Source organism: Caulobacter sp. GW821-FHT11A05 (genome assembly GCF_058809015.1).
In genome coordinates, this window is sequence record NZ_JBXASF010000012.1 from 85,484 (window position 1) to 112,009 (window position 26,526).

A 26,526-nucleotide genomic window follows, 5' to 3' on the forward strand; every position below is an offset into this window, starting at 1 on the left:
TATGGCTGAAGTCGTTATCTATACCCGTCCGTTCTGTGGCTACTGCAGCCGCGCCGTTTCCCTGCTCAACGAAAAGGGCGCCGACTTCGAGGAGATCGAGGCTGGCATGGACCCCAAGCTGCGCCAGGAGATGATGGAGAAGTCGGGCCGCTCGACCTTCCCGCAGATCTTCATCGGCGGAAAACACATCGGCGGCTGCGACGAGATGATGGCGCTGGAGCGCGCCGGCAAGCTGGACGATCTGCTCAGCGCATGACCTTCCGCGCCGCCCTGGTCCAGACCCGCACGCCCGCCACCCATGAGGCGGCGCTGGCCCATGTCGCGCCGCTGGTGCGCGAGGCGGCGCACCGTGGGGCGCAGCTGATCATCACCCCCGAGGGCGTCAACGTCCTGCAGAAGAAGCGCGAGCTGCTGCTGCCAGCCCTGAAGAGCCCCGAGGCGGACCCGGTCGTGCAGGGTCTGCGGGCCCTGGCGGCGGAGCTCGGCGTCTGGCTGTCGATCGGCTCGGCCCTGGTGCTGCGCGAGGACGGCCAGGCGGCCAATCGCCAGATGCTGATCGGGCCGGACGGGGCGGTGGTCGCCACCTACGACAAGCTGCACATGTTCGACGTCGACCTGCCGACCGGTGAGACGGCGCGGGAATCGGAAGTCTACACCCCCGGCGATCGGGCGGTGGCGGCGGCGACGCCGTTCGGACCGCTGGGCCTGACCATCTGCTACGACATGCGCTTTCCGGCCGTTTACCGGGCTCTGGCCACGGCGGGCGTCAAGGTTATCACCGTGCCGGCCGCCTTCACCCGCCCGACCGGCGAGGCCCACTGGGAGATCCTGCTGCGGGCCCGGGCCATCGAGACCGGCAGCTTCATCCTCGCCGCTGCGCAAGGTGGCTTCCACGAGGACGGCCGCGGCACCTGGGGCCACTCCATCGCCATCGGCCCCTGGGGCGAGGTGCTGGGCCAGCTGGATCACGACGAACCCGGCGTGCTGCTGGTCGACATCGATCCGGCCCTCGCCGACAAAGCCCGCGCCGCCATCCCGGCCCTGAAGAACGCCCGCGCCTTCACCGGCCCAAACCCATGATAAAATACGCCCTCGTATGTGCGGCCGGCCACGAGTTCGAGGGCTGGTTCGGCGCGTCCGGCGACTTCGACGACCAGGCGGCGCGCGGCCTGCTGGAATGCCCGGTCTGCGGCCTCGGCGAGGTAAGGAAACAGATCATGGCCCCGGCCGTGGCCGGCACGAAAGCGCGCGGCGGCCCCGATGTGCCGCCGCAGATGCGCGAGATGATGCTGCAGGCCCAGCAGGCCGTCCGCGCCCATGTCGAGGACAATTTCGACTATGTGGGGGACACTTTCGCCAAGGAGGCCCGCGCCATCCACGAGGGCAGGAGCGAGGAGCGCGGCATCTACGGCGAGGCCTCGCCGAAGGAAGTCACGGCGCTGATCGAGGACGGGGTGCGGGTAGCCCCCCTGCCACCCGCACCCCCGAAGAAGGAAGAATTGAACTAGGGAGGAGGGTCCCTGGTTCCGGCTCGCCTTAATCCTTCGACGGTTGAAGGGTGGCGTACTGTCGCGGGCCGCGCCGTGATTGCCGTCACGCCTGGGAGGGGCGCGTCACCGTCATCATGTAGTTGATGTCGCTGTCGGCCGAGCGGTCCCAGCGGCCGGTCAGCGGGTTGTAGGTCACGCCGAACGGGCCTTCGATGTTGAACGGATGGCCTTCGAGGAAGCCGCGCAGTTCCTCGGGTTTCAGGAACTTGTTCCAGTCGTGCGTCCCGGCCGGCACCCAGCGCAGGATGTACTCGGCCCCGACCTTGGCCAGGGCCAGGGCTTTCAGGGTGCGGTTCAGGGTGGCGACGATCATGACGCCCTCGGGGGCCAGCAGCCGGGCGCAGGTACGCAGGAACTCGCCAGGGTCGGCGACGTGCTCGATGACCTCCATGTTGAGGATGACGTCGAACGGGCCGGCGCCGTCGGCCTCCAGCTGTTCGGCCGTGCTGGCCCGGTAGTCGATCTTCAGGCCCTGCTCGGTGGCGTGCGTGCTGGCGGTGCCGATGTTGCGGGGCGAGGCGTCGACGCCCATCACCGAAAAGCCCAGCCGGCTCATCGGCTCGCTCAAGAGGCCGCCGCCGCAGCCGATGTCGAGCAGCTTCAGCCCCTCGAACGGCCGGCGCGAGCAGGGGTCGCGATTGAAATGACTCAGGGCCAGATCACGGATGAACGACAGGCGAATGGGGTTGAACCTATGCAGCGGCGCGAACTTGCCCTTGGGGTCCCACCACTCCGCCGCGATGCGCGAGAAGCGTTCGACGTCTTCCGGATCGATGCTGTGGGTCAGGGTGGGGGCGGGGCTGTCCATGGCCTCTAGATAGTCCTCCGTTCGGAGCTTGTCCCGTCTGCATGCGGAATTGACGATCCGCGCATTGCGGCGCCGCGCATCGCCCGCTAGAAGGCGGCTCCTTGCGCGGAAACGGTCAAACCTTGGCCGCGCGGGGCAAGATCTTGTCTCGTCGATATGGGGAACGGGTAGCTTGGCACGGCTGGTCATGAAGTTCGGCGGCACCTCGGTGGCCGACCTGGAACGCATCCGCCGGGTGGGACGGCTGGTGGCGGCGGAAGTGGCCACGGGCAAGAACGTCGCCGTCGTCGTCTCGGCCATGGCCGGCAAGACCAACGAGCTGGTCGCCTGGACCGATGGGGCCGGCGCGGCCGCCCAGGGCATCGCCCCCTCGGATGACGAATACGACGTGGTCGTGGCCAGCGGCGAACAGGTGACCGCCGGCCTGCTGGCCATGACCCTGCGCAACATGGGCCTCCGCGCCCGGTCCTGGATGGGCTGGCAGATCCCGATCATCGCCGACGACGCCCACGGCCGCTCGCGGATCGAGGAGATTCCGTCCGAGGCGCTCGGGGGGGCCATGGACGACGGCGAGATCGCCGTCATCGCCGGCTTCCAGGGCGTCACCCGCAGCGGCCGGCTGGCGACCCTGGGCCGCGGCGGCTCGGACACCAGCGCCGTGGCCATCGCCGCCTCGCTGGGCGCGGCCTGCGACATCTACACGGACGTGGACGGCGTCTACACCACCGACCCCCGCATCGAAGCCAAGGCCCGCCGCCTGGCCCGCATCTCCTACGAGGAGATGCTGGAAATGGCCTCGCTGGGGGCCAAGGTGCTGCAAACGCGGTCGGTCGAGATGGCCATGGCCCACAAGGTGCCGGTGCGGGTGCTGTCGAGTTTTGTCGAGCCCGGGGAGGCGCCCGGTCAGGGCACCATCCTGTGCGACGAGGAGGATATCGTGGAAAAGCGGATCGTGAGCGGCGTGGCCTACAGCCGCGACGAGGCCAAGGTCACCCTGTTCGGCCTGCCCGACCATCCGGGCGTCAGCTCGCGCATCTTCGGGGCGCTGGCCGACGCCAACGTCAACGTCGACATGATCGTCCAGGCCCACGCCCGGACGGCCGACACCGCCAACATGGAATTCACCGTCGGCAAGCGTGACGCGCAGCGGGCGATGGACGTGGTCAACGGCCTGAAGCCTGAGCTCGGCTTCGAGGGTGCGGCGCTGGACGAGGAGGTCGCCAAGGTCTCGGTGATCGGCGTCGGCATGCGCAGCCACGCCGGCGTCGCCAAGACCATGTTCAAGGCCCTGGCCGACAAGGGCGTCAACATCCAGGTCATCTCGACCTCGGAAATCAAGATCAGCGTCCTGATCGAAAGCGCCTACACCGAGCTGGCCGTCCGGGCCCTGCACGCGGCGTACGAGCTGGATAAGGTTTAGACCTCCCTCCCCGAATGGGGAGGGCAGGCGCGCGTTGCGCGCCGGGTGGGGCAGTGGGTCACCGGCCCCACCGGTTAGGCTTCTTAGCGCCAACTCACGCAAGTCCGTGACCGACTTCCCCACCCGACGCGCGTAACCGCGCGTCTACCCTCCCCATTCGGGGAGGGAGGTTTTGGCGCAACACTCTCAAAACCCTGTTCCATGGGTGTTGACCTGCCCACAAAGCAGGCATACCCATCCCCCATCACCGGCCCCAACTCGGGCCCAACCTAAGAGCTCGTACCCGTGAACGGCATCTTCCTCACCCACAGCACGCTCGTGCCGTCCGCCGCGTGCGGTCGCATGACCGCCTGCGCTCGCGAGGAGCTCGCCTGAGACTTCAGACCTTCTGAAACCTCATTCGCCCCCTCCCGAGCCCGACGCTCCGGAGGGGTTTTTTGTATCCCCATGCTGCGTCGGGCCCGGGCCAAAAGACCCGAGAGACCGACATGACCCTGCTCACCTCACAGACCTTCTCCAGCCGCCTCAGTCCCGGCGGCAAGCTGCCCGAATGGATCGCCGAGGCCAGACAGCTGCTCTGGCTGTCCGGCCCGCTGATCTTCACCCAGCTGGCCCAGATGGCCATCCTGGCCACCGACGTGGTGCTGCTGGGGCGGCTCAGCTCCCATGCCCTGGCGGCGGCGGCGATCGGCAACACGGTCTACTACTTCTGCTGGCTGATGGGCGGCGGCCCGACCGCCGCCGTGGCCCCGATCATCGCCCAGATGCTGGGCCGCAATCCGGATGACCTTGCCGGTCCCCGGGCGGTCTCGCGCATGGGCCTGTGGGTGGCCATCGCCCTGCCGCTGCCGCTGATCCCCATCCTGCTGTCGGCGGGCTGGATTCTCGGCCATCTGGGGCAGGAGCCGGAGCTGGCGCGCGACGCAGGCAAGTTCACGGCCATGCTGTGCTTCGGCCTGCCCTTCACCTTCGGCTTCCAGGTGCTGCGCAACGTCGCCACGGCCCTGGAGCGGCCGAGGGCGTCGCTGTACGTCATGCTGGCCTCGATCGGCTTCAACGCCCTCTTGGCCTGGACGCTGATCTTCGGCCACTTCGGCCTGCCGGCGCTCGGCATCGTCGGGGCCGGGATCGCGACCTCGTCTTCGGCGGTGTTCGCCTTCCTGGCCATGGTGGTGGTCATCCGGCTGGATCCGCTGCTGCGCCGGGTGAAGATGTTCCAGGGCTTCACCGCCCCGGACTGGCCGCGGTTCGTCGAGCTGTTCCGGCTGGGCGTGCCGATCGGGCTGACCATGTTGTTCGAGGCCATGCTGTTCAACGCCATGACCCTGGTGGCCGGCACCTTCGGGGCGGCCACCCTGGCGGCGCACCAGGTGGCCCTGAACTTCGCCTCGGTGACCTTCATGGTGCCGCTTGGGATCGCCATGGCGGCCACCGTGCGGGTCGGCCTCTACGCCGGGGCCGGCGATCATGCGGGCACGCGGCGGGCCGGCTTCGTGGCCATGGTCGCGGGCGGCGGGGTGGTGTTGCTGTTCGGGGTCGCCATGGCCCTGGCCGGGGCGCAGATCGCCGGGCTGTACATCGCCGGGCGAACGCCGGAGGACCTGAAGGTCATCGCCCTGGCGGCGTTGTTCCTGAAGGTGGCGGCGGCCTTCCAGCTGTTCGACGCCCTGCAGGTGGTGGGGGCCTTGAGCCTTCGCGGCCTGAAGGACGCCCGCTGGCCGATGATCCTGGCCGGCGGCAGCTACTGGCTGGCCGGGGCCCCGGTCTGCATCCTGCTGGGGGTCACCCTCGGCATGGGGGGCCTGGGCATCTGGATCGGCCTGGCCTTCGGGCTGGCGGTGGCGGCGACGGCGATGTGCCTGCGCTTCCACCTCCTCACGCGCGCCCGCTAGCCTTCGCGGCTGGTGTAGACCGGCCGGCGTTTTTCCAGGAAGGCCCGCACGCCTTCCTGGAAATCGCCGTCGGAGCTGGCCAGGATCTGGTTGCGGTCCTCCATGGCGATGGCCGCCTCCAGCCCTTGCGCATCGATGGCGTGGTTGAGGCACTCCTTGGTCAGGCGCAGGCCCAGCGGGGTGGCGTGCAGCATGTCGTCGACGAAGCCCTGCGCCACCGCGTCCAGCTGGTCGGCCTCGACGATCTGGCTGATCAGGCCCAGTTCCCGGGCCCTGTCGGCGGTGATGAAGCGGCCGGTCAGCATGTATTCCGCCGCCACCGAACTGCCGACCATGCGCGGCAGGAAGTAGCTGACCCCGATGTCGCAGGCGGTCAGGCCGATGCGGATGAAGGCGGCGTTCATGCGCAGCCGCGCCGTGGCGATCCGCACGTCGCTGGCCAATGCGAGAGCGAAGCCGCCGCCGGCCGCCGCCCCGTCGATGCAGGCGACGATGGGCTGCGGACAGCGGCGCATGGCGATGACGATCTCGCTGATCCGGCGTTGGGCGGTGAGCCCGGCGCCGATGCTGCGCTGCTGGTTGCCGTCCGACCGTTCCTTCAGATCGAGGCCCGCGCAGAAGGCCGTGCCCGCCCCGCGCAGCACCACCACCCGCACATCGCGCCGCCAGTAGAGGCCGACGAAGAAGTCGCGCAGTTCCTCGACCAGCTTGCGGTTCAGGGCGTTGAGGCTGTCTGGTCGGTTCATCGTCACCCAGGCCGTCTCGTTCTCGAGCCGCACCTCCAGGTGTTCGTAGGCGGCGTCGTTGTTTGCGGGGGCGGTCATCGGGCTCACTCCTATTTCGTCTGGCCGCCGTCCACGGGGACCACCGCGCCGTGGACGAAGCTGGCCTTGTCGCTGAGCAGGAAGGCGGCCATCGAGGCGATCTCCTCGGGCTTGCCGAAGCGCTGCAGCGGCACCTCGCGGCGGATCCAGCGGTTCCAGTTGTCGCCGCGCGGGCCGGTCGAGCGCTCTTCCCAGTCGCCGCCCGGAAAGATGATGTTGCCGGGCGCGATGCAGTTGACCCGCACCCCTTTGCGGCCGGCGATCTGGGCCAGTTCCTTGGTCAGATGGTTCACCGCCGCCTTGGCGGTGCCATAGGTCAGCGGCGTGCCCAGGGCGCCCAGGCCGGCGATCGAGCTGATGAACAGGATGGCGCCGGAGCCGCGCGGCTCCATGCGGGCGTAGGCGCCGCGGGCGAGGCGCCAGGCCGAGCCGAGGTTCTGCGAGAAGCCGGCGTCCCAGGTCTCGTCGTCGATCGCCGCGCCGGGCGGGCAGGGGTGCAGGCCGACGTTGGCGACCGCGCCATGGATGGGGCCGAGGGCTTCTTCAGTGGCGGCCAGGGCCTTCTCGATGGTGGCGGTGTCGCGCAGGTCGCCGGCCATCGACCAGACGTTGGCCTCGCCGAAACGCCCCGCGAGGTCGGCGCGGGTGGCCTCCAGCGCCTCCGCTCCGCGCGCGGTGATGGCGACCTTGGCCCCCTCGGCCAGGCAGGCCTCGACGATGCCGAGCCCGATGCCCCGGCTGGCGCCGGCGACGAAGATGACTTTGTCCTTGAGGCCGAGGTCCACAGCTTCGCTCCCTTTTTGTTTGAGGGAGAGAGTGGAGACCCCGCCGTAGGGTCAGGCAAGGGTTAGAGCTTGAGCAGCGCCCGCAAGGCGTAGGCCACCACCGCCGTCGCGGTCGTCCCGGCCACCGCCAGCCCCGCGAACCACATCAGCCGTTGGCGCCAGGGCAGTGGCGCGTCGTCCTCGCCGGGCGGGCCTTCAATGATATCCCGCATCGGCGGCGACCTTTCCGCGGAAGATCCAGTAGACCCAGGCGGTGTAGCCCAGGATCACCGGCAGCAGGATGGCGATGCCGACCAGCATGAAGCCGAGCGCCCCGGTCTCGTTGGCCGCTGTGCGGAAGTGGACGTCGTAGGGGACGATGTTGGGGAAGAAGCTGGCGGCCAGGCCGATGTAGCCGGAGAGGAAGACCAGCAGCCCGCCCAGGAAGGGCGCGTGGTGCGAGCGTTTCCACAGGCCCCAGGCGACGATGGCGAGGCCGGCCGCGCCGAGCAACGGGATCGGCAGGTGCGGCAGGAAGACGTCCAGCCGGAAGCCCTCGCCGGTGAAGCCCCAGACGGATGCGACGCGCGGGTGGACGATCAGGGTGGCGATGGAGACGGCGGCCAGCAGGGCGGCGGTGGCCAGGCCGGCGATGGTGGCCCAGCGGCGGGCGTCGTCGTGCAGCACGCCCTCCGAGCGCCAGATGACCCAGGCGGCGCCGAGCAGGGCGTAGCCGGCGACGAGGCCGACGGCGACCAGCAGGCTGTAGGGCGTCGCCCAGTCGAAGGGACCGCCGGCGAAGGCGCCACCCCGCACCACGATGCCCTGGATGAAGCCGCCCAGCACCAGCCCCTGGGCCAGGGTGGCGGCCAGGGAGCCGCCGGCGAAGGCGGCGGTCCAGAAGCGTTTGCCGCGCTTGCGCCCGTGGCTGCGGAACTCGAAGGCGACGCCGCGCAGGATCAGGGCCAGCAGCATCAGCATGATCGGCAGGTACAGCGCTGGGCCGATGATGGCGTAGGCCATCGGGAAGGCGGCGAACAGGCCGCCGCCGCCGAGCACCAGCCAGGTCTCGTTGCCGTCCCAGTAGGGGGCGATGGAGTTCATCATCGCATCGCGCTCGGACGGGCCGCGCGCGAAGGGAAAGAGGATGCCGACGCCGAGGTCGAAGCCGTCGAGCAGGACGTAGAGCAGCACCGACGTCGCGATCAGCCCGGCCCAGATGAGGGGAAGGTCGAGGGTCATGGCGCTTCCTCTTCGTGAGGCGCGGCGGCCATGGCGCTGCCGGGGGCGCGGTCCTCGGGGGTTGGCGCGGCCTCATGCGGGGCGGGCCCTCGGGCCATCAGGCGCAGGACGTAGATGGCGCCGGCGCTGAAGACGATGGCGTAGACGACCATGAAGGCCAGCAGGGAGGCCGAGACCTGGCCGGCGCCGACCGGCGAGGCGGCGTCGCGTGTGCGCAGGATGCCGTAGATCACCCAAGGCTGGCGGCCGGCCTCAGCGACGACCCAGCCGGCGATGACGGCGACGAAGCCCATCGGCCCCATCAGCACGCTGGCCCGCAGGAACCAGGGCGAGGCCTCCGGCCCGCCCCGCAGGCAACGCCAGACCCCCCAGGCGCCCAGGCCGATCATCGCCAGGCCGAGGCCGACCATGATCCGGAACGACCAGTAGACCAGCCCGACCACCGGCCAGTCCTCGCGCGGCCAGGCGTCGAGGCCCTTGATGACCGTGTCCTTCGAGACGCCCTGGATGGCGTTGCCGATGCCCGGGATGGCGATCTCGCCGTGGGTCTTGGCGGCGTTTCGGTCGGGCAGGCCGATCAGGCTCTGGGGCTGGTCGGCGCGGGTTTCCCAATAGGCCTCGATGGCGGCGGTCTTCAGCGGCTGGTGGTGGCGGACGCTCTCGCCGGAGCTGTGGCCGAGGACCAGCTGCAGCGGGGCGACGATGGCGAACATGCCGATGGCCATGCGCAGGCCCATGCGGCTTTCCGGCTGTTCGTTGTCGCGCAGCAGGACGAAGGCGCTGGCCCCGCCGACCGCCAGGGCGGTGGTCAGGAAGGCGGCCAGGGCCATATGGGCCAGCCGCACCGGGAAGGTCGGGTTGAACACCACCGCCCACCAGTCGGTGGCGATCAGGCCGCCGTCCGGCAGGATGGCGAAGCCGGCCGGGGCCTGCATCCAGCTGTTGGCGCTGATGATCCAGAAGGCGCTGATCAGGGTGCCGATGGCGACCAGGGCGGTGGCGGTAAAATGCAGGCCGGGCCCGACCTTCTTCCAGCCGAACAGCATGATCCCCAGGAAGCTGGCCTCCAGGAAGAAGGCGGTCAGCACCTCGAAGGCGAACAGCGGGCCGATCACCGGCGCGGCGGCGGTCGAGAAGACGCTCCAGTTGGTGCCCAGCTGGTAGCTCATCACCACGCCGGAGACGACGCCCATGCCGAAGCTGAGGGCGAAGACCTTGACCCAGAACAGGTAGAGATTGCGGAACACCTCGCGGCGGGTGGTCAGCCACAGGCCTTCGAGGACGGCCAGATAGCTGGCCAGGCCGATGGAGAAACTCGGGAAGATAATATGGAAGGCGATGGTGAAGGCGAACTGCAGTCGCGCCAGCACCAGTGCGTCTAGATCGCCCACGCCGCATCCCCATAGTTCGCCGAACGCAATCAGCGAGCGCCGGAACCCAACGCCTGTAACGCCGCCACTACAAGATTAGTGTCGGCGACATTGCGTCGCAGGCGCGTTCTAGGCCGCGTTGGCCGCGAACTGCAGGCCGGCCAGCTTGGCGTAGAGGCCGCCCTTGGCGACCAGCTGTTCGTGGGTGCCTTCCTCGACCACCCGGCCCTCGTCCATGACCACGATGCGGTCGGCGCGCAGGACGGTGGCCAGGCGGTGGGCGATGACCAGGGTGGTGCGGCCGTCCATGGCCTCGTCGAGGGCCTTCTGCACCAGCCGCTCGTTCTCGGCGTCCAGCGCGCTGGTGGCCTCGTCGAGCAGCAGGATGGGAGCCTCGCGGACCAGGGCGCGGGCGATGGCCAGCCGCTGCTTCTGGCCGCCGGACAGGGTCTTGGCCCGCTCGCCGACGGCGCTGTCGAAGCCTTCCGGCAGGGCGGAGATGAAGCCATAGGCCTCGGCCTGGGCGGCGGCGGCCTCGATCTCCGCGTCGCTGGCCTCTTCTCGGCCGAAGCGGATGTTGTCGCGGGCCGAACCGCTGAACAGCGATGAGTCCTGGGCGACCAGGGCCATGCGGCCCCGCACCGCGGTCGGGTCGGCCTGGCGCAGGTCGACGCCGTCGAGGCGGATGGTCCCGCCCTGCGGATCGTAGAAGCGCAGCAGCAGCCGGAAGACGGTCGACTTGCCGGCCCCCGAGGGCCCGACCAGGGCGACGGTCTCGCCGGGCTTCACATTGAGGGTCAGGCCGCGCAGGGCCGGCAGGTCGGGACGGCCGGGGTAGGCGAAGGTGACGTCCTCGAAGGCGACCTCGCCGCGCGGCGCCGGCAGCACCACGGGCAGGGCGGGGGCGGCGATGTTGGGCTTGGAGGCCAGGAGTTCGCTGATCCGCTGCATGGCCCCGCTGGCCTTCTGCACGTCGCCCCAGGTCTCGCCCAGCATGCCGACGCTGCTGGCGGCCATCACCGACAGGATGACGAACTGCAGCAGGGTGCCGGCGGTCATGTCGCCGGCCACGACCTGGCGGGCGCCGACCCAGAGGATGAGGGTGATGCCGCCGAAGATCAGGCCCATGACCAGCAGGGTCATGGTGGCCCGGGCCTGGACGCGGGCCATGGACCGGCCGAAGGCGAACTCGACCGCCTTGCCGAAGCGGTCGGTGGCGTATTTTTCGCGGCCGAAGGCCTGCACCGTCTCCAGGGCGTCGAGGCTCTCGCCGGCGTAGCCGACCGCCTCGGCGAAGCTGTCCTGGGCCTGGGTCGAGAGTTTGCGCACCCGCCGGCCGATGATGAACATCGGCAGGATAACGATGGGGCCCAGCATCATCACGAACAGGGTCAGCTGCCAGGACACATGGGCCAGCACAATGGTGGCCCCGATCAGCATGAACAGGTTGCGCAGGGCGATGGAGATCGACGAGCCGACCAGGGTCTCGATCAGGGTGATGTCGGTGGTCATCCGCGACAGCACCTCGCCGGTGCGGGTCTTCAGGAAGAAGGCCGGGTCGAGGGTCAGGATGTGGCTGTAGAGCGCCTTGCGCACGTCGGCGACGACGCGCTCGCCCAGGCGGCTGATGAAGTAGAATCGGAAGGCGGTGCTGATCGCCAGGGTCAGGGCCACGGCGCCCAGGCCGATGAAGGCCAGGTTCAGCTGCGCGGCGCCGCCGGAGAGGAAGCCGTCGTCAACGACGGTGCGGGCCGCGCTGGGCACGCCGAGCGTGGCGCCGACCGAGATGATCAGGAAGGCGAAGGCGCCGGCGCCGTAGCCCCAGTGGTTCAGCATGAAGGGCAGCAGATTGGCCAGGTTGCGGACATCCCGCGACTTGGCCCGGCGGGCCGCGTCTTCGCGGATCGAGGTGAGCAGGGCGGCGCCGGCGCCGGGGCGCCCGTCGATGATCGCCTGTTCGCTTTGGGTGTCAGTCATTCACGGCCTTGCCTTGTCGATGACGCTTCTGTATAGCCGCCGATCTCTGCGGGCGACCCCGCGACCCACCTTTTCTCCGATTTATGTCGGTTGGACAGTCCGATGAAACAAGACACGCACCCCGACTATCACTTCATCAATGTGGTGATGGTTGATGGCACGACCTACCAGACCCGTTCGACGATGGGGAAGGAGGGCGCGACCCTGAACCTGGACATCGATCCGAACACCCACCCGGCCTGGACCGGCGGCAACCAGACGCTGCTCGACCGCGGCGGCCGCGTCAGCCGCTTCAACGCCAAGTTCGGCGGCTTCACCAAGAAGTAAGAACGCCTGCGCAGCTGCGCGGACGACAAGGGCCGGCTCCTTCGGGAGCCGGCTTTTTTCGTTCCTTCTCCCGCTTGTCGGGAGAAGGTGGCCGCGTAGCGGTCGGATGAGGGCAGCACCAGCCAAGGAAGATTTGCGACAGCGTTGTCTGCGCCAGAACGCGGACGTGCAGGATGAGCTGGTGCTGCCCTCATCCGGCCGCTACGCGGCCACCTTCTCCCGACGAGCGGGAGAAGGGCGCTTCGCTTTAAGCCTCGATCCCGCTGAAGGCGCTGCGCAGGCGGTCGAACTGGCTGAGGACGGCGTTGGGGACTTCGTCGGCCTGGGCCTCGATGTACATGCGCTTGTCGAGGTGGCGCACGCGGTCGTAGAGCCGGCCCGAGCGGTCGAGCAGGGTCAGCAGGCCGAGCGGCAGCAGTTCCTCGCTCTGTTCGCCGGTGCAGACGGCCTCGGCGCCGAGGCGGTAGCGGTCGTCGCAGGCGGCGTCCGGGGCCATGTCGCCTTCGCGCACGGCCCGCTGGACCAGCAGCCAGCTGGCGACCTGCATCAGGCGGGTAGTCAGGCGCATGCTTTCGGCGGCGTAGGCCAGGGCGGCGTTGCGGCTGAGCAGCTTGCTGTCCTGCCGGCCGGCCCCGTCCAGATAGGCGGCGGTTTCCTCCACGAGGTCCATGCCCTCCTGGAAGGTGCGTTCAAACAGCTCCGACCGCGCGAAATCCGAGATCACCCCGGCCCGCCACGGCGCCGTCTCCAGCGCGCCAACTTCGTTCATGGACACTCCGCCCCTACAATCTACGCAAGCAGGCCGTACACGGCCCTATGGACCGGTCTGACTGCAACCTGCGTGCCAACCCCTTAAGACCCTGTTTGCCTTATCAGCCGTTCTTGAAATTGAAGAAGGCGTCGGCGGCTGATTTTCCGGCGTTCTTCTTGTCGATCTGCGCCTGGGACCGGGCGATTTCGGCTGTTAGGGCCTCGATCCGCTCCTCCAGTTCCGAAACGCCGTAGATTTCCAGATCCTCGCGGCCGAGCGCGGTCAGATTGTCGCCGCGGCCCGGCCGGGGCCCGAGGGGTTCGTCGATCATCGCCGTCGCTCCCTATCGCGAAAGTCCGTGTTTGCGCCTATCTCACCCCGCAACCGCGCCGCGCGCAAGCACTGAGGGGCTCCCGCCATGACCGACAAGACCATGACCGCCATCGCGATCGACGGCGGCAAGGGCCCCGCCGAGGCGCTGCGGCCCGAAACGGCGCCCATTCCCGCCAGGGGCGAGGGCGATGTCCTGATCCGGGTCAGGGCGGCCGGGGTGAACCGTCCGGACATCATCCAGCGGCTGGGCGCCTATCCGCCGCCGCCCGGCGCCTCGCCGATCCTGGGGCTGGAGGTGGCCGGCGAGGTGGTCGAGGGCGCCGGGCGCTGGAAGGCCGGCGACAGGGTCTGCGCCCTGCTCGGCGGGGGCGGATATGCCCAGTACGCCGTGGTCGACGCCCGGCACGCCTTGCCCATCCCGGGGGGGCTCGATTTTACCCAGGCGGCCGGCCTGCCGGAGACGGTGTTCACCGTCTACGCCAATGTCTTCGAGCATGGGGCGTTGAAGGCCGGCGAGACGCTGATGATCCATGGCGCGACCAGCGGCATCGGGGTCACCGCCATCCAGATGGCCAAGGCGGCCGGGGCGACGGTGATCGCCACCGGGCGCGGGGCGGACAAGAAGGCGCAGGCGCTTGAGCTTGGGGCCGACGTGGCGGTGGACGCGACGACGGAGGATTTCGAGGCGGTGGCGAAGGCGCACGGCGGCGTCGACGTGGTGCTCGACATGGTCGGGGCCAGCTATTTCGCCAAGAACCTGTCGGCGCTGAAGACCGGCGGCCGGATCGTCTACATCGCCAGCCTGGGCGGGGCGATGCTGGAGGTGCCGGTGTTCGGCCTGATGATGAAGCGGGCGGTGCTGACGGGCTCGACCTTGCGGCCGCGGTCAGCGGACGAAAAGGCGCGGCTGGCGGCTGAGATCGAGCGGGTGGTCTGGCCGTGGGTCGAGGCCGGGAAGGTCAAGGCGGTGGTCGATCGGACCTTCCCGCTGGAAGAGGCGGCGGCGGCGCACGCGTACCTGGAGGCGGGGGCGCATGTGGGGAAGGTTGTGCTGACCACCTGAGCCTTTCCACCCCAAAAGGATGTCATCCTCCGGCCGCCCATAGGGCGGACCGGGGGACCCAAGGCGGGTCTGGAAAGATTCCCAGCGAGTCTTCACGCGGAAAGTTGGGTCCCCCGGTCCGCTTCGCGGCCGGAGGATGACAGCTTGTTGGGGGCGGGTGGCCTAAGCCACCGCCTGCAGCTTCTCGAGGATCAGCGGGTGCATGTCGAGGTTGGCCGCCAGGATGGTCTTGGCTTCGATCGGGTCGTCGCCGCCGTCCAGGTCAGTGACCTTGCCGCCGGCCTCGGTGACCAGCAGCATGCCGGCAGCCACGTCCCAGCTGTTGAGGCCGCGTTCCCAGTAGCCGTCGTAGCGGCCGGCTGCGACCCAGGCCAGGTCCAGCGCCGCCGAGCCGTAGCGGCGCACGCCGGCCACCCGCTGGCTGATCTGGTGCAGCTCTTTCAGGAACTGGGCATGGCCGGGCTTGCCGAGGAAGGGGATGCCGGTGGCCAGGAGGGCGTCGTCGAGGCGGTTGCGGGCGGCGACGCGCAGGCGGCGCTCGGCGCCCAGCCAGGCGCCCTTGCCCTTTTCGGCCCAGAACAGGTCGGCGGTGATCGGGTTGTAGGTCACCGAGGCGACCACCTCGCCCTCGCGCTGCAGAGCGATGTTGATGGCGAAGTGCGGGATGGCGTGGATGAAGTTGGTCGTGCCGTCCAGCGGGTCGACGATCCAGGTGTGGGTCTTGTCGGTGCCCTCGATGAGGCCCCGCTCCTCGCCGATGAAGCTGTAGCCGGGCCGGGCCTTGGTCAGGGCCTCGAACAGGAACTGTTCGGCCTTGAGGTCGGCGGCGGTGACGAAGTCGCTGGCCGAGCCCTTGCGCGACACCTGCAGCTCGCCGACCTCGCCGAAGTCACGGGCCATGCCCTTGCCGGCCTTGCGGGCGGCTTCGGTCATGACGTTGATCAGGGGAGAGGTGGCGGGCATGTCGGGGTCTCGAAAAAAGGTCGCGGAACCTAGCGATGAGGACCTTCTATAGCAAGGTCAGCCGGCAATCGCGGCGTTGATCGCCTTGACGGCGGCGGCCGGGCCGTCCGGGTGGGACCAGACGCCGGCGCTGACGGCCACGAAATCCGCGCCGGCCTGGGCCAGGGGGCGGGCGTTGTCGGCGGTGATGCCGCCGATGGCGACGCAGGGGATTTCCATGGTCTCCTGCCAGATGGTCAGGATCTCCGGTTCCGGGCGGTACAGGGTGTCCTTGGTGGCCGTCGGGTAGAAGGCTCCGAAGGCGACGTAGTCGGCGCCGGCCTCGGCGGCGTCCATGGCCAGGTGGCGGCTGTCGTGGCAGGTGACGCCGATCATGGCGCTCTTGCCCATGACCTTGCGGGCCTCCGACATCGCCATGTCCGACTGGCCGATGTGGACGCCGTCGCAGCCCAGTTTCGCCGCCAGCTTCGCATCGTCGTTGAGGATCAGGGCGACGTCGCGCGACTGGCAGATCGGGGCGAGGACGTCGTGGGCGGCGGCGATGACGAGCTCGGGCTGGTCCTTGAGCCGCAGCTGCAGGGCGGCGACATCGCCGGCGTCGAGGGCGGCGGCGAGCGCGCGGCCGAAGGCGGCCAGGTCGGCCAGGGTCGGCGGGGTGATCAGGTAGAGGCGGCAATCCATGGCGGCGGTGTAGCTTACCAGAGGCTTCCGCCCAACAGCGCGCATCCGACGACAGGGGCAGGAAAACCGGGGACACTATATAGATTTCCGTGCGCCGCCTGTTGGCATCCCGCAGTCCCGGGCCGGAAATCTATATAGTGTCCCCGGTTTTCCGTGGCGCAGGTGGTGCGGCGAGACGGCCTTTGACTGCCCCAGCGTGAAGGCGTCCAGCTTCCGGCAAAGCAGAAAATCCGGGAGCCGCCCCAGTGAACTTCGACTTTTCCGACGAGCAGAAGCAGCTGCGCGAGGAGGCCCGGCGCTTTCTGGCAGACCGCTGCCCGACCACCACCGTGCGGGCGGTGCTGGAAGGGCCGGAGCCCTATGACAAGGCGTTATGGAAGGGCCTGGCCGAGATGGGCTTCCTGGGCGCCGCCATCCCCGAGGAATACGGCGGTGTCGGCCTGGGGCATCTGGAGCTCTGCGTCATCGCCGAGGAACTGGGCCGCGTGGTCGCGCCCGTGCCGATGGCCAGCTCCATCTATCTGGCGGCGGAGTTCCTGATGGTCGCCGGCAGCGAGGCCCAGAAGGCGGCCTGGCTGCCGAAGCTGGCCTCGGGCGAGGCGATCGGGACCTTTGCCCTGGCCGAGGGTGTCGGGCGGGTCACCGAAAGCCTGATCAAGGCCTCCGTCTCGGGCGGCAAGCTCAGCGGCAGCAAGGTCCCCGTTCCGGACGGCGATGTCGCCGACCTCTGCGTCGTCGTGGCCCGCAGCGGCGGCCAGGTCGGGCTGTTCCTCGTCGACCTGAACGGCGCGGGCGTGACCCGCGAAGCCGTCGACACGATCGACCCCAGCCGCAGCCAGGCCCGCATCACCTTTGACGGCGCGCCGGCCGAACTGCTCGGGCCGGCCGGCGAAGGCTGGAAGATCGCCGCCGACGTCCTCGACCGGGCCGCCGTGCTGGTCGCCTTCGAACAGGTCGGCGGGGCGGACCGGGCGCTGGAGATGGGCCGCGACTACGCCCTGGAGCGCATGGCCTTCGGCCGCCAGATCGGCAGCTTCCAGGCGGTCAAGCACATGCTGGCCGACATGTACGTCGCCGCCACGCTTGCCCGCTCGAACGCCTACTACGGCGCCTGGGCGCTCTCGACCGGTTCGCCGGAGCTGCCCGTGGCGGCGGCCACCGCGCGGGTCTCGGCCACCGACGCCTTCCAGCACTGCGCCAAGAACAACATCCAGGTGCACGGCGGCATGGGCTTCACCTGGGCCTTCGACTGCCACCTCTATTACCGACGGTCCAACGCCCTGGCCCTGGGGCTCGGCTCCAAGTCGACCTGGGAAGACCTGCTGATCGACCGCCTGCGCAGGCGCAACGAATCCCCGGCCGCGGCCTGATCGGGAGAGAAACAGATGAACTTCGACGACACCCCCGAAGAAGCCGCCTTCCGCGCCACGGCGCGCGCCTGGCTCGACGCCAACGCTCCGAAGGACCTGGAGGCCGACCTCAAGAAGAGCGGCTTCGCCAGCATGAACGTCGGCGGCCGCGATCCGATCGCCACCGCCAAGGCCTGGCAGAAGACCAAGGCCGAGGCCGGCTGGGCCTGCCTGCACTGGCACAAGGAGTATGGCGGGCGCGGCGCCAGCCCCATCGAGCGGGTGATCTGGGGCCAGGAAGAGGGGGTGTTCGGCGCCCTGTCGGGGACCTTCATCATCGGCCACGGCATGTGCGGCCCGACCCTGATGGCCTGGGCCAGCGAGGAGCACAAACGCCACCTCTTGCCGACCATGGCCAGCGGCGAGCACATCTGGTGCCAGCTGTTCAGTGAACCGGCCGGCGGCTCGGACCTGGCGGGCCTGCGCACCCGGGCCGAGCAGGACGCCTCCGGCGACTGGATCATCAACGGCCAGAAGATCTGGACCAGCGGCGCCCAGCACAGCGACTACGGCATCCTGATCACCCGCACCGACCCCAATGTGCCCAAGCACAAGGGCCTGACCATGTTCTGGCTGGACATGAAGTCGCCCGGCGTCGAGGTGCGGCCGATCAAGCAGGCCAACGGTCAGTCGGGCTTCAACGAGGTCTATTTCACCGACGTGCGCATCCCCGACAACCAGCGGCTGGGCGCGGTGGGGCAGGGCTGGACGGTGTCGCTGACCACCCTGATGAACGAGCGGCTGTCGATCGGCTCGGGCATGCCGACCGGTTTCCCCGAACTGTTCGACTACTGCATGACCCTGCAGACCATGGACGGCCCGGCCATCGACGACGCCGCCGTGCGCTCGCGCCTGGCGCAGTATGCGGTCAAGGCCAGCGGCCTGAAGTACACCGGTATGCGGGCGATCAGCGCCCTGTCCAAGGGCGAGACCCCGGGGCCGGAGAACAGCATCGGCAAGCTGGTGGCCGGCGCCACCATGCAGGAGCTGGCGATGTTCGCGCTGGACCTGCAGGGTCAGGCCGGGGTGCTCAACAGCCCCGCCGACGCCGAGGCCGGGGCCCGCTTCCAGGCCATGCTGCTGCGCTCGCCGGCCACAAGGGTCGAGGGCGGCACCGACGAGATTCTGCGCAACATCATCGCCGAACGTGTGCTGGGCCTGCCCGGCGACATCCGCGTCGACAAGGATGTGGCGTTCAAGGACATTCCTACGAGCGGACGGGCTTAGGGCCCGTCCGGGGCCGACCAGCGGACGGGCTTAGGAGCCCTCCCGCGCCCTGGCCGCCTTGAGCAGCAGGTAGTTTCGCTCCGGCAGGCTGTCGGCCTTGGCGGCGGCCTGGCGATAGAGGGGTTCGGCGGCGGCCAGGTCGCCGGCCCGTTCCAGCAGGTGCGCCCGGACGGCGTCGAGGCGGTGGCCGGCGGTCAGGCGGGGATCGTCCAGCAGGGGCTCCAGCCAGGCCAGGCCGGCGGCGGGGCCCTGGGTCATGGCCACGGCGATGGCCTGGTTCAGGGCGACCACCGGGCTGTCGGCGACCCGGCGCAGGACGCCGTAGAGGGCCAGGATCTGCGGCCAGTCGGTGGCTTCGGCGGTCTCGGCCTCGTCGTGCAAGGCGGCGATGGCGGCCAGCAGCTGGTATTCGCCGACCTGGCCCTGCGGCAGGGCGGCGCTGACCAGGGCGACACCCTCGGCGATGGCGGCGCGGTTCCACAGGGCGCGGTCCTGTTCGTCGAGGGGGATCAGCTCGCCGCCGGGGCCGGCGCGGGCGGCGCGGCGGGCGTCGGTCAGCAGCATCAGGGCCAGCAGGCCGGCAACCTCGGGCTCATGGGGCAGCTGGGCGTGGACCTGGCGGGTCAGGCGGATGGCCTCGTTCGACAGGTCGGCGCGGTGCAGGGCCGGGCCGGCGCTGACCGCGTAGCCTTCGTTGAAGATCAGGTAGAGGACGTGCAGCACCGAGCCGAGCCGCGACGCGCGCTCGGCGGCGTCCGGCATCTCGAAGGGGAGGCCGGAAGCCTGGATCGTCTGTTTCGCCCGGCTGATGCGCTGGCCGATGGTGGCGTCGGGGACCAGGAAGGCGTGGGCGATCTCGGCCGTCGTCAGGCCGCCGACGGCGCGCAGGGTCAACGCGATGGCCGAGGCGGGGGTCAGCGCCGGATGGCAGCACATGAACAGCAGCACAAGGCTGTCGTGGGGATCGAAACCCTCGTCGAGGGCGGCCGGCGGCGCGATGGTGGGAGCATCCTCGGCGGCGACGGCTTCGCGGCGGCGGCGGGCCGCCCCGGTCCGCACCTGGTCGACATACCGCCGCTGGGCGACGGCCAGCAGCCAGCCGCGCGGGTTGTCCGGCAGGCCCTGGACGGGCCAGCGGCCGGCGGCGGCGATCAGCGCCTCCTGCACGGCGTCCTCGGTGGCGGAGAGGTCCCGCCAGCGCCGGGCCAGGGTGGCCAGGACCGGCGGGCCGAGGTCGCGCAGGAGGCGCTCCAGACCGGGTGGGTCGGTCGTCACGTCATGTCCTGGAAGCCGCCGAGCACCTGGCGGATCTCGACGACCATCTCCTGGGGGCCCTCGTCGTGCGGGGCGTCCAGCAGCTTGCCGGCGATCTGGGCGGCGCGGTCCTGGCTGTCGACATCGACGATCCAGTAGCCGGCCAGGAACTCCTTGGACTCCGGGAAGACGCCGTCGGTGACCGGCCGGCCGTCGGGACCGGCCCGCACCGCCAGGGCCTGGGGCGGGGCGCCGAGCCCCTCGGTGCCGACCAGTTCGCCGCTGTCGCGCAGTTCCTTCACGAAGCCTCGCATGAAGGCGATGTTGGCCTCCAGCACCTCGCGTGGCCAGCGCATGTACTGCTCGTAGCCGTCACGCGGGCTGTGGATCATGATCATGTACTTCATGGCGAAGACGCCTCCTTGTCCGGCCCCCATCGGGCCTTGCATGGAGAGGTCGGCGCCGGACGCTCGATTTCGACACGGCGTTCGCCCGGCCGCCAGATTTTTCGTCAACCGGTTCCCCGCCGGCGGTCCGAACCGCCCGCGAGGGGCGACTTTAGCGCCCCGGCGGGGACGGTTTCACTTCACGGCGCCACGCTTGGGCGGCTTCGGCGGCGGCGGAGATTTGGGCCCGGCCGCCGGCCGGCCGGGCGCGCCATCGGCCTGCTTCCCGTCGGCGGTCGGCGTTGCAAGCACTATGGGCAGCAGGTCGCTCGAACTGTTACGCGGACGCCTACGCCTGGCGGCGGGGGCGGGCTCCTGGGCCGTCAGGCCGCCCAAACCCTGTTTGGTGGCGCCCACCGCGGGCTTCGGCTTGGGGGCCGGCTTGGCTTCCGATTCGCCCTCCACGGTCCCAAAGCCGATCAGGTCGTTGGCCCTCTCTTCGGCGACCTGGCCCTTGGCGGGCGGCAGGGACGCCGCCGGCTCGCGGAGCTTCTGAATGGCCGGGACTCTCACCCCCACCACCAGCGACTGGGGTTCGGCGCCGTCGGCGGACCCGAGGCTCGGCGCTCCGGCGGGCTGGGCCATGGCCGGGGCGGCCGCGAGGCCGATGGCCGTGGCCATCAAGGTGGACAGGGAAAGGCGGATGATCATGCTGTATCTCCTGAACTCTGCGTGGGTGACTCGGCGGTCGGGATGAACTAGAGTGACGATCTAGAGCAATCGACTAGAGTGTCAATCTAATTTTGTGGGATGGCGCGATGACGCAAACGGCGACCGTTGAGGCCAAGGCGAGCACGCGGGAAAAGGTCCTGGCGGCGGCGACCGAGCTGTTCGTGGCGAACGGCTTCGAGGCCACCTCGATCGCCGACATCTGCCGGGTCTCGGGGGTGTCGAACGGCAGCGTCTTCCACCACTTCGGGGGCAAGGAAGGTATCGGCCTGGAGATCTACCTGCGCGAATGGCGGACCTACTGGGAGCGGATCACCGCGCCGATGGAGGCCCAGACCGACGCCTTGGCCGGCATCGAGGCCTCGGTGCGGGCGTCGTTCCACCTGCTCACCGAGCGCCCCAACTTCACCCGCTTCATGGTCGACCTTGGCAACTCCGCCTGGCTACGGCGGCACGGGGAGGTCATCGCCAAGCTGAACGGGGAGTACATGGGCCGGGTCTTCGCCTGGGCCCAGCCGCATATCGAGGCGGGACGGTTGGCCGCCGCCCATCCCTTCGCCTGGAGCAGCCTGCTGTTCGGCTCGGTCAACTGGATGGCCCTGCTGTTGCAGCTGATGGAACAGCCGACTGATACCGAGCCGATGCTCGACGATCTGGTGCGGCTCGTCCGCAAGACCTTCGCGCCGTAAGGGGCCTGGCGCCCCTTGCCTTCCCCGCCGTCGCTCTGCCATCGATCCCGATCAGGGAGAGCTACATGATCGATTTCGACCTGACCGAAGAGCAGGCCATGATCCGCGAGAGCCTGCAGGGCTTTGCGAGGGATGTCCTGGCGCCGAATGCGCGGGCCATCGACGAGGCGGGCGAGATGCCGGCCGAGGTGATCCAGGCGGGCTGGGAGCTGGGCCTGATCGCGGCGTCGATTCCCGAGGAATATGGCGGCGGGGGCGGGGAGCGGTCCTGCATGACCAATGCGGTGATGCTCGAGGCGCTGGGCGCGGGCTGCGCCTCGCAGGGCGCGGCGATCATGGCCCCGGGACAGTTCGTCGGGGCGCTGATCGACTTTGGCACGGAGGAGCAGAAGGCCGAGCACCTGCCGAGGTTCGCTGGCAATGACCCGGTGGCGGCCAGCCTGGCGATCCAGGAAGGTCAGTTCGGGTTCGCGGCCGAGGCGATGCGGACGACAGCGCGGCGAAGCGGCAACGGCTTTGTGCTGGACGGGGTCAAGCGTCTCGTCCCGTTCGGCGACCGGGCCACGCACTTCCTTGTGCTGGCGCAGGAGGAGGACGGCGCCGTGCAGGCCTACATCGTGCCGCGCGACGCCAAGGGGGTATCGGTCGCCGCCGAGAGCGGATCGATGGGCCTGAAGCCCCTGCCGCAGTCGAAGGTGACCTTGGCGGCGGTGGAACTGCCTGGCTCGGCCCGGCTCGGCGGCGACGCCGGCATCGACGCCCTGAAACTGGTCAACCAGGCGCGGATCGGGGCCTGCGCCCTGGCCGTCGGCCTGTCGCGGCAGGCGACCGACTTCGCCATTCCCTATGCGAAGGAGCGGGTCGCCTTCGGCGAGCCGATCGGCAAGAAGCAGTCGATCGCCTTCATGCTGGCCGACATGCATATCGAGTGTGAAGCCATGCGCTGGATGGTCTGGAAGGCCGCCAGCCTGCTGGAGCACGACGATCCCGGCGCGGCCAAGGCCTGCGTCCTGGCCCAGGACTATGTCCGCCGCCGGTCGATCAAGGTCGCCGACGACGCCCTGCAGATCTTCGGCGGCCACGGCTTCATCCGCGACCTGCCGCTGGAGATGTGGCTGCGCAACGCCCGCACCCTGACCGTCCTCGACGGTCCGGTCTCGGTCTGAGGAGAGAACACATGGCTGACTTCCGCTTCTCCGAAATCGACCAGCAGATCCTCGACAAGGTGGTCGAGGTGGGGAACTCCACGCAAGCCCACACCCGCTACTACGAGGACCACGAGCACGAGACGCCGCCGACCCGGCTGGAGGGCGAGCGCGGCTTCGAGGAGGTGTTCCCGCTGTTCGGCCAGCGAGCCCCCGACGACACCCCGCTGATGACCTTCATGATGGCGGTCAGCATCGCCCGCGGCTCGGCCAAGGGCGTGGTGCGGGGCCTTGGCCTGGCCATGCCGATGGGTCGGGCCAGCGGCCTGGGCAACGCCGCCCTGCAGTCGGCCGGCACGGCTGAACAGAAGGCCAAGTGGGGCGACCTGTTCCTGGCCATGTCGATCACCGAGCCCAACGTCGGCTCCGACACCAAGGCCATCCAGACCACGGCGCGGCTGGACGGCGACGAATGGGTGATCAATGGCGACAAGATCTTCGTCACCGACGGGGTCAAATGCGACGGGGCCATCGTCTGGGCGACCATCGACAAGTCGGCCGGCCGGGCCGGGATCAAGTCGTTCCTGGTGCTCAAGGGCGCGCCCGGCTTCGAGCTGGTGCGGCAGGAGAAGAAGCTCGGCATCCGGGCCTCGGATACGGCCGCCTACGCCTTCAAGGATTGCCGGATTCCACGCGACAGCCTGCTGGGCGGCGACGAGACCGTGCCACGCGACGGCGGCTCTGCCAGCTACAAGGGGGTCATGAAGACCTTCAACATGACCCGGCCGGCGGTGGCGTCGGGGGGTGTTGCGAAGGCCAAGGGGGCGCTGGAGTTCGCCAAGGCGGCGCTGGCCGACGAAGGCGTCGAGGTCGACTGGTCCAAGAGCTTCAACCAGCGGACCGCTGTCGAGCAGAAGCTGATCGAGCTGGAGGCCGACACCGAGGCCGCCGCCCTGACGGTGCTGCACGCCGCCTGGCTGAGCGACAAGCGGCGGCCCAACAACCTCGAGAGCTCGATCTGCAAGGCCAAGGGCGGCGACGTTTGCCGGACGGTCACGCAGGGGGCCATGGAGGTGCTGGGCGGCATGTCGATCAGCCACGACCACCTGGTCGAGAAGTACCTGCGCGATGGCCGCATCAGCGACATCTACGAGGGCACCGGCCAGATCCAGCGGCTGATCATCGCCCGCGAAATCCTCGGCTATTCGTCCGAGGAGCTGAGCTAGCCGGCTACAGCAGCCAGTCGCCGCTCTCGCCGGTGACGTCGCCGTTGATCTTCAGCTGGTAGTCGGCCCGACCGTCGCCGGTGGTGTCGAGCCGAAGGGTTGTGACACCGCCGGCGAAGGTCAGGGTCATCTGGCCGGCCTGCCTGCTGAAGGCGGCGACCAGGTTGAGCGTCCCGCCGAAGGCGCCGGACAGGTCGAGGATGTCGCCCTCGGCGGCGTCGAAGTCGTAGATCTGGTCGGTCTCCATCACCGCCCCGAAGGCATGGGCGACAACGAAGCTGTCCGCGCCGGCGCCGCCGCGCAGCAGGTCATTGCCCTGGCCGCCGATGATGATGTCGTCGCCGTCGCCGCCGTTGATCGTGTCGACGCCGCGCAGGCCGGCCAGGGTGTTGGCCCCGGTGTTGCCCTGCAGGTTGTTGGCCGCGTCGTTGCCGGTCGCGTCGATGTCGCCGGCCCCCAGCAGTTCCAGGCCCTCGAGGTTGGCCGCCAGCACCCAGCCGTCCAGCGCCGTGCGGACGATGTCGAAGCCGCCGCCGGCCAGTTCGATGGTCTGATCGCCGACGTCATCGACGACATAGACGTCGTTGCCCGTCCCGCCGGTCATGCTGTCGGCGCCCGCCCCGCCGTCGAGGTAGTCGTTGCCGCCGCCGCCGATCAGGGTGTCGCCGTCGGCCCCGCCTTCCATCCGGTCCGCGCCGCCGCCGCCGGTCAGAAGGTCGGCCCCGCCGCCGCCGTAGAACTTGTTGGCCCCCGAGGCGTCGGTCAGCTCGTCCGCGCCATCGCCGCCGTCGAGGGTGTCGTTGCCCAGGCCGCCGACGATGTCGTCCGCCCCGGCCCCGCCGACCAGCCAGTCGTTGCCGCCGCCACCGATCAGCAGGTCGTCCCCGGCCATGCCGAACAGCTGATCCTTGCCGCCCAGGCCGGTGATCTCGTCCGCCAGGGCGCTGCCGGTCAGGTCGCCGCCGCCGGCCGACGCGTTGCGGATCATCCGGCCGTAGACGACATAGACCGCGCCACTGTCGACCACGTCGGTGTCGCCGTCCTGCACGCCGACGACCAGATCGCTCAGCCCGTCGCCGTTGAGGTCGGCGGCCGCAACACCCCAGCCGGCGTTGTCGGCGGCCGCCGCCCCACTCAGCCGAAAGCCGTTCGCGCCGGTCAGGCTCAAGACGCTGATGGTGGCGGAAAAGCCTGTCTGTTTGCCAAACAGCACCCAGGCGGCGCCCGAAGCGGCGCCGTTGGTGTCGGCGAACGGCGCCCCGACCACGATGTCGCCATAGCCGTCGCCGTTGAAATCCCCGGCGGCGCGAAGCCCCAGGCTCAGAAGATCGCCCGCCGAGCCACCGACGATCTTGAAGCCGTTGGAACCGTTCAGGGTGGCCAGGTTCAGGCCGGTCCCGAAGCTGGACGCCTTGCCGAACACCACATAGGCCGCTCCGACATTGAGGGCGCCGGGGTCCTGGGAATAGGCGCCGACCAGCAGGTCGTCGAACCCGTCGCCGTTGACGTCACCGGCCGCCGCGACCGTGTAACCGGTCTGGTCGCCGACCCGGTCGCCGCCAAGCTTGAAACCATCGGTGGCCGAGAGGCCCGCCAGGCTCAGGCTGGCGGCGAAGCCGGACGCCTTGCCGAACACCAGATAGCCGGCGCCCGTGATGACGGAGCTGGACTGGGCGTCGGGCGCGCCGACGAGCAGGTCGTCATAGCCGTCGCCGTTCACGTCGCCCGCCCCGGCGACCGAGGTTCCGGCGTAGCCGAACTGGGTCTCGCCGGTGATGCGAAAGCCATTGGTCCCGTCGAGGCTGGCGAGACTGAAGTTGGCGGCGAAGCCCAGGTCCGTGCCGAACACCACATAGGCGGCGCCGTTGCTGCTGAGCCCGGCCGTGACCCGCGGCGCGCCGATGATGAAGTCGCCGATCCCGTCGCCGTTCACATCGCCGGCCGAGCTGACGGAGTCGCCCGCATTGGTCCCGGCGCCCACGCCGTTCAGCTGGAAGCCGTTGCTGCCGTCCAGGGCCGCGAGGCTGAGGTTGGCGGAGAAGCCGGACGCCTTGCCGAACACCACCCAGGCGGCGCCGGCGTCGTGGGCGGCCGCGTCGGAGGCCGAGCTGCCGACGATCAGGTCGTCGTAGCCATCGCCATTGACGTCGCCGGCCGCGCTGACCGCCGTGCCCATTCGGTCGTTGGCCGTCTCGCCCAGGATCCTGAAACCGTTGGTTCCGTCCAGTGTCGCGAGGTCGAAAGCGGCCGGGAAGCCGGCTCGGGTTCCGAAGACGACATAGGCCGCCCCCGAGAAGGACCCGTTGGCGTCCGAACCGTAGGCCCCGACGATCAGGTCCTCGATGCCGTCCCCGTTGATGTCCCCAGCGCTGCTGACGGCGCGGCCAAACCGGTCGAGGTTCGCCTCGCCGTCGAGGCGGAACCCCGAGGCGCCGTCCAGCGACGGCAGGTTGATGTCGGACGCAAACGGCATGGTCCCGGCCCTCCCACGCGACC

Annotated in this window: 27 protein-coding genes; 12 read left to right on the forward strand and 15 right to left on the reverse strand. The window is 69.6% G+C overall.

The window, feature by feature from the left end; all coding sequences use genetic code 11:
* Position 1: 1 nt before the first annotated feature.
* Genes grxC through AC1RSK_RS17155 form a run of 3 tightly spaced genes read left to right on the forward strand, consistent with a single transcriptional unit; the run spans position 2 to position 1,508 of the window.
* A complete protein-coding gene (grxC, locus tag AC1RSK_RS17145) occupies positions 2-256 on the forward strand; it encodes a glutaredoxin 3 (RefSeq protein ID WP_492908811.1) in 255 nt (84 codons plus the stop codon).
* Positions 253-1,080, forward strand: coding sequence for a carbon-nitrogen hydrolase family protein (locus tag AC1RSK_RS17150; protein ID WP_492908812.1), 828 nt, complete (start codon positions 253-255; stop codon positions 1,078-1,080). Before grxC ends, AC1RSK_RS17150 begins: the two co-directional genes overlap by 4 nt.
* Positions 1,077-1,508, forward strand: coding sequence for a DUF1178 family protein (locus tag AC1RSK_RS17155; protein ID WP_492908813.1), 432 nt, complete (start codon positions 1,077-1,079; stop codon positions 1,506-1,508). The genes AC1RSK_RS17150 and AC1RSK_RS17155 overlap by 4 nt, the downstream gene beginning before the upstream one ends.
* 85 nt (positions 1,509-1,593) lie before the next feature.
* On the opposite strand, the gene ubiG is transcribed toward AC1RSK_RS17155, so the two are convergent.
* Complete coding sequence (gene ubiG / locus AC1RSK_RS17160; protein ID WP_492908814.1) at positions 1,594-2,358, reverse strand: bifunctional 2-polyprenyl-6-hydroxyphenol methylase/3-demethylubiquinol 3-O-methyltransferase UbiG; 765 nt, start codon at positions 2,356-2,358, stop codon at positions 1,594-1,596.
* A gap of 172 nt (positions 2,359-2,530) precedes the next feature.
* Here ubiG and AC1RSK_RS17165 point away from each other — a divergent pair, with 172 nt between their 5' ends.
* Together AC1RSK_RS17165 and AC1RSK_RS17170 are read left to right on the forward strand one after the other, a co-directional pair.
* A complete protein-coding gene (locus AC1RSK_RS17165) occupies positions 2,531-3,778 on the forward strand; it encodes an aspartate kinase (protein ID WP_492908815.1) in 1,248 nt (415 codons plus the stop codon).
* Between the two features lie 488 nt (positions 3,779-4,266).
* Positions 4,267-5,670, forward strand: coding sequence for an MATE family efflux transporter (locus AC1RSK_RS17170; RefSeq protein WP_492908816.1), 1,404 nt, complete (start codon positions 4,267-4,269; stop codon positions 5,668-5,670).
* On the opposite strand, the gene AC1RSK_RS17175 is transcribed toward AC1RSK_RS17170, so the two are convergent.
* From AC1RSK_RS17175 to AC1RSK_RS17200, 6 genes are all read right to left on the reverse strand, one after another.
* On the reverse strand, positions 5,667-6,494 hold the full coding sequence (locus tag AC1RSK_RS17175) for an enoyl-CoA hydratase/isomerase family protein (RefSeq protein WP_492908817.1): 828 nt from the start codon (positions 6,492-6,494) through the stop codon (positions 5,667-5,669). The two genes, AC1RSK_RS17170 and AC1RSK_RS17175, sit on opposite strands and share 4 nt — an antisense overlap.
* A gap of 11 nt (positions 6,495-6,505) precedes the next feature.
* Entirely contained in the window at positions 6,506-7,279 is a 774-nt protein-coding gene (locus AC1RSK_RS17180) for an SDR family NAD(P)-dependent oxidoreductase (protein WP_492908818.1), read from the reverse strand.
* Positions 7,280-7,341: 62 nt separating this feature from the next.
* On the reverse strand, positions 7,342-7,491 hold the full coding sequence (locus tag AC1RSK_RS17185; RefSeq protein ID WP_492908819.1) for a hypothetical protein: 150 nt from the start codon (positions 7,489-7,491) through the stop codon (positions 7,342-7,344).
* Positions 7,475-8,500: a cytochrome d ubiquinol oxidase subunit II gene (gene cydB / locus AC1RSK_RS17190; RefSeq protein ID WP_492908821.1), complete on the reverse strand. Its 1,026-nt coding sequence runs from the start codon at positions 8,498-8,500 to the stop codon at positions 7,475-7,477. The genes AC1RSK_RS17185 and cydB overlap by 17 nt, the downstream gene beginning before the upstream one ends.
* Positions 8,497-9,891 (reverse strand): cytochrome ubiquinol oxidase subunit I, encoded by a 1,395-nt coding sequence (locus tag AC1RSK_RS17195; protein WP_492908822.1) that lies wholly within the window; start codon positions 9,889-9,891, stop codon positions 8,497-8,499. Before AC1RSK_RS17195 ends, cydB begins: the two co-directional genes overlap by 4 nt.
* 108 nt (positions 9,892-9,999) lie before the next feature.
* A complete protein-coding gene (locus AC1RSK_RS17200) occupies positions 10,000-11,847 on the reverse strand; it encodes an ABC transporter transmembrane domain-containing protein (RefSeq protein ID WP_492908823.1) in 1,848 nt (615 codons plus the stop codon).
* 102 nt (positions 11,848-11,949) lie between these two features.
* Between AC1RSK_RS17200 and rpmE the strand changes: the two genes are divergently transcribed.
* Positions 11,950-12,174, forward strand: coding sequence for a 50S ribosomal protein L31 (gene rpmE / locus AC1RSK_RS17205; protein WP_492908824.1), 225 nt, complete (start codon positions 11,950-11,952; stop codon positions 12,172-12,174).
* A gap of 247 nt (positions 12,175-12,421) precedes the next feature.
* Here rpmE and rcdA read toward each other — a convergent pair whose 3' ends face one another.
* Both rcdA and AC1RSK_RS17215 read right to left on the reverse strand, forming a co-directional pair.
* Positions 12,422-12,943 (reverse strand): protease adaptor protein RcdA, encoded by a 522-nt coding sequence (gene rcdA / locus AC1RSK_RS17210; RefSeq protein WP_492908825.1) that lies wholly within the window; start codon positions 12,941-12,943, stop codon positions 12,422-12,424.
* A gap of 103 nt (positions 12,944-13,046) precedes the next feature.
* On the reverse strand, positions 13,047-13,256 hold the full coding sequence (locus tag AC1RSK_RS17215; protein WP_492908826.1) for a DUF1192 domain-containing protein: 210 nt from the start codon (positions 13,254-13,256) through the stop codon (positions 13,047-13,049).
* Positions 13,257-13,343: 87 nt separating this feature from the next.
* Here AC1RSK_RS17215 and AC1RSK_RS17220 point away from each other — a divergent pair, with 87 nt between their 5' ends.
* Complete coding sequence (locus tag AC1RSK_RS17220) at positions 13,344-14,321, forward strand: NAD(P)H-quinone oxidoreductase (RefSeq protein ID WP_492908827.1); 978 nt, start codon at positions 13,344-13,346, stop codon at positions 14,319-14,321.
* A gap of 162 nt (positions 14,322-14,483) precedes the next feature.
* On the opposite strand, the gene AC1RSK_RS17225 is transcribed toward AC1RSK_RS17220, so the two are convergent.
* On the reverse strand, positions 14,484-15,284 hold the full coding sequence (locus AC1RSK_RS17225) for an inositol monophosphatase family protein (RefSeq protein ID WP_492908828.1): 801 nt from the start codon (positions 15,282-15,284) through the stop codon (positions 14,484-14,486).
* Positions 15,285-15,341: 57 nt separating this feature from the next.
* Positions 15,342-15,965, reverse strand: a complete 624-nt coding sequence (gene thiE, locus AC1RSK_RS17230) for a thiamine phosphate synthase (protein ID WP_492908829.1) — start codon at positions 15,963-15,965, stop codon at positions 15,342-15,344.
* Between the two features lie 245 nt (positions 15,966-16,210).
* Between thiE and AC1RSK_RS17235 the strand changes: the two genes are divergently transcribed.
* Complete coding sequence (locus AC1RSK_RS17235; RefSeq protein WP_492908830.1) at positions 16,211-17,335, forward strand: acyl-CoA dehydrogenase family protein; 1,125 nt, start codon at positions 16,211-16,213, stop codon at positions 17,333-17,335.
* Between the two features lie 15 nt (positions 17,336-17,350).
* Positions 17,351-18,601, forward strand: coding sequence for an acyl-CoA dehydrogenase (locus AC1RSK_RS17240; RefSeq protein ID WP_492908831.1), 1,251 nt, complete (start codon positions 17,351-17,353; stop codon positions 18,599-18,601).
* A 30-nt stretch (positions 18,602-18,631) separates the two neighbouring features.
* Here AC1RSK_RS17240 and AC1RSK_RS17245 read toward each other — a convergent pair whose 3' ends face one another.
* The 3 genes from AC1RSK_RS17245 to AC1RSK_RS17255 form a co-directional block, all read right to left on the reverse strand.
* Positions 18,632-19,876 carry an RNA polymerase sigma factor gene (locus AC1RSK_RS17245; RefSeq protein WP_492908832.1) on the reverse strand — a complete coding sequence of 415 codons (1,245 nt, stop codon included), beginning with the start codon at positions 19,874-19,876 and terminating at the stop codon, positions 18,632-18,634.
* Positions 19,873-20,262 carry a YciI family protein gene (locus tag AC1RSK_RS17250; RefSeq protein WP_492908833.1) on the reverse strand — a complete coding sequence of 130 codons (390 nt, stop codon included), beginning with the start codon at positions 20,260-20,262 and terminating at the stop codon, positions 19,873-19,875. The genes AC1RSK_RS17245 and AC1RSK_RS17250 overlap by 4 nt, the downstream gene beginning before the upstream one ends.
* 174 nt (positions 20,263-20,436) lie before the next feature.
* The gene (locus AC1RSK_RS17255) at positions 20,437-20,952 is read right to left on the reverse strand and encodes a hypothetical protein (RefSeq protein ID WP_492908834.1); all 516 of its coding nucleotides are present in this window, start codon (positions 20,950-20,952) and stop codon (positions 20,437-20,439) included.
* Positions 20,953-21,059: 107 nt separating this feature from the next.
* Here AC1RSK_RS17255 and AC1RSK_RS17260 point away from each other — a divergent pair, with 107 nt between their 5' ends.
* The 3 genes from AC1RSK_RS17260 to AC1RSK_RS17270 all read left to right on the forward strand — a co-directional run bounded on the left by AC1RSK_RS17260 (position 21,060) and on the right by AC1RSK_RS17270 (position 24,030).
* A complete protein-coding gene (locus AC1RSK_RS17260; RefSeq protein WP_492908836.1) occupies positions 21,060-21,659 on the forward strand; it encodes a TetR/AcrR family transcriptional regulator in 600 nt (199 codons plus the stop codon).
* Between the two features lie 65 nt (positions 21,660-21,724).
* Positions 21,725-22,825: an acyl-CoA dehydrogenase family protein gene (locus AC1RSK_RS17265; RefSeq protein WP_492908837.1), complete on the forward strand. Its 1,101-nt coding sequence runs from the start codon at positions 21,725-21,727 to the stop codon at positions 22,823-22,825.
* Positions 22,826-22,836: 11 nt separating this feature from the next.
* Positions 22,837-24,030, forward strand: a complete 1,194-nt coding sequence (locus AC1RSK_RS17270) for an acyl-CoA dehydrogenase family protein (protein ID WP_492908838.1) — start codon at positions 22,837-22,839, stop codon at positions 24,028-24,030.
* Positions 24,031-24,034: 4 nt separating this feature from the next.
* Here AC1RSK_RS17270 and AC1RSK_RS17275 read toward each other — a convergent pair whose 3' ends face one another.
* On the reverse strand, positions 24,035-26,503 hold the full coding sequence (locus AC1RSK_RS17275; RefSeq protein WP_492908840.1) for a hypothetical protein: 2,469 nt from the start codon (positions 26,501-26,503) through the stop codon (positions 24,035-24,037).
* Between the last annotated feature and the right edge of the window lie 23 nt (positions 26,504-26,526).